Origin of the sequence: Roseivirga sp. (genome assembly GCF_049099775.1) — a bacterium.
Taxonomy (GTDB): Bacteria; Bacteroidota; Bacteroidia; order Cytophagales; family Cyclobacteriaceae; genus Roseivirga.
Genome location: NZ_JAGDZM010000021.1, coordinates 1 through 2,464 on the forward strand (window position 1 = coordinate 1; position 2,464 = coordinate 2,464).

2 rRNA genes are annotated in these 2,464 nt (G+C 49.2%); both read right to left on the reverse strand.

Annotation, left to right across the window (positions count from 1 at the left end):
• Positions 1 to 61: 61 nt before the first annotated feature.
• Positions 62 to 173 (reverse strand): 5S ribosomal RNA (gene rrf / locus JXQ92_RS19180).
• 137 nt (positions 174 to 310) lie between these two features.
• A 23S ribosomal RNA gene (locus JXQ92_RS19185) occupies positions 311 to 2,464 on the reverse strand; the annotation flags it as partial.

Genomic DNA, 2,464 nt, shown 5'->3' on the forward strand with positions numbered 1-2,464 from the left:
TTCCCTTCATATTAGGGCAAAAAAAAGACCTGTATCGATTAGGATACAGGTCATAATAAAAATCTGGCGACTACTTACTCTCCCACCGGTAAAGGCAGTACCATCAGCGCAAGTGGGCTTAACTTCTCTGTTCGGAAAGGGAAGAGGTGGACCCCACCGCTATAATCACCATAAAATCTTCAGCTCATCCTTTGATGGAGCTATAATTTCTTATCCACCACCATAACAGCAGTGGATTGACATATTAATTGTAAGAGTATCACACAATAGAGTGTTTTGGCGCCACCTACTGAACTAGTCAGTAGGTGGCTACGGAAAGTTTACGGGTAATTAGTACTGCTCGGCTTTGACATCTCTGCCTTTACACCTGCAGCCTATCAACGTCATCATCTATAACGTCCCTTATAAAGAAATCTCATCTCGAGGGGAGTTTCGCACTTAGATGCTTTCAGCGCTTATCTCTTCCCAACGTAGCTACCCAGCAGTGCCCCTGGCGGGACAACTGGTACACCAGCGGTTAGTCCATCTCGGTCCTCTCGTACTAAAGACAGGTCCTCTCAAATTTCTTACGCCCACAACAGATAGAGACCGAACTGTCTCACGACGTTCTGAACCCAGCTCGCGTGCCACTTTAATGGGCGAACAGCCCAACCCTTGGGACCTTCTCCAGCCCCAGGATGTGACGAGCCGACATCGAGGTGCCAAACCTCCCCGTCGATGTGAGCTCTTGGGGGAGATCAGCCTGTTATCCCCAGAGTACCTTTTATCCTTTGAGCGATAGCCCTTCCATGCGGAACTACCGGATCACTATATCCGTCTTTCGACCCTGATCGGCTTGTAGGCCTCACAGTCAAGCACCCTTATGCTATTGCGCTCTACGTACGGTTACCAAGCGTACTGAGGGTACCTTTGAAAGCCTCCGTTACTCTTTTGGAGGCGACCACCCCAGTCAAACTACCCACCACACACTGTCTCCATTGCTGGATTAGGCATCAGATAAATAAAGGGCGGTATTTCACCAACGACTCCCCCACGCCTAGCGACGCAGGTTCAAAGTCTCCCGCCTATCCTACACATCATTTACCCAATACCAATGTGAAGCTATAGTAAAGGTTCATGGGGTCTTTTCGTCCCGTTGCGGGTAAGCGGCATCTTCACCGCTACTACAATTTCACCGAGCTCGTGGCTGAGACAGTGCCCAGATCGTTACACCATTCGTGCAGGTCGGAACTTACCCGACAAGGAATTTCGCTACCTTAGGACCGTTATAGTTACGGCCGCCGTTTACTGGGGCTTCAGTTCAATGCTTCTCCTTACGGATAACATCCCCCCTTAACCTTCCAGCACCGGGCAGGTGTCAGGCCTTATACTTTATCTTTCGATTTCGCAAAGCCATGTGTTTTTGCTAAACAGTCGCCTGGGCCTATTCACTGCGGCTTCTCATGCAAGCATGAGGAAGCGCCCCTTCTCCCGAAGTTACAGGGCCATTTTGCCTAGTTCCTTAGCCACGGATCACTCGAGCACCTCAGGATTCTCTCCTTGACTACCTGTGTCGGTTTGCGGTACGGGTACCATATACATATGCTTAGAGGTTTTTCTTGGAAGTCTGATTAGGATCACTATCCACGCTGCCGAAGCATTGTGGTACTATCAGGTTCATCAAGCCGTGCGGATTTGCCTACACAGCCTATAACTACACCCTTTAACGAACTATTCCGTCAGTTCGCGGATCTTTCACTACTCCGTCACCCCATCGCTGAATACGGTAGTATGGGAATATTAACCCATTGTCCATCGACTACACCATTCGGTTTCGCCTTAGGTCCCGACTAACCCTGATCCGATTAGCGTTGATCAGGAAACCTTAGTCTATCGGTGGGCGGGTTTCTCACCCGCCTTATCGTTACTTATGCCTACATTTGCTTTTCTATACGCTCCACAATCCATCACCAGACTGCTTCATCGCCGAATAGAATGCTCCCCTACCCAGTAGTAAACTACTGCCTTAGCTTCGGTACTATACTTAATGCCCGATCATCATCGATGCCCTGTCGCTCGACCAGTGAGCTGTTACGCACTCTTTAAATGAATGGCTGCTTCCAAGCCAACATCCTGGCTGTCTATGCAACTGGACCGCCTTAGTTCAACTTAGTATAGATTTTGGGACCTTAGCTGAAGGTCTGGGTTCTTTCCCTCTCGGACAAGGACCTTAGCACCCTTGCCCTCACTGCGGAGTATATCTGTTAGCATTCGGAGTTCGTCAGGATTTGGTAGGATTTGACTCCCCCTAGTCCTATCGGTAGCTCTACCTCTAACAGACTCTACCTCCACGCTGCTCCTAAAAGCATTTCGGGGAGTACGAGCTATTTCCCGGTTTGATTGGCCTTTCACCCCTACCCACAACTCATCTAAAGACTTTTCAACGTCAACTGGTTCGGACCTCCATTGCATGTTACTGCAACTT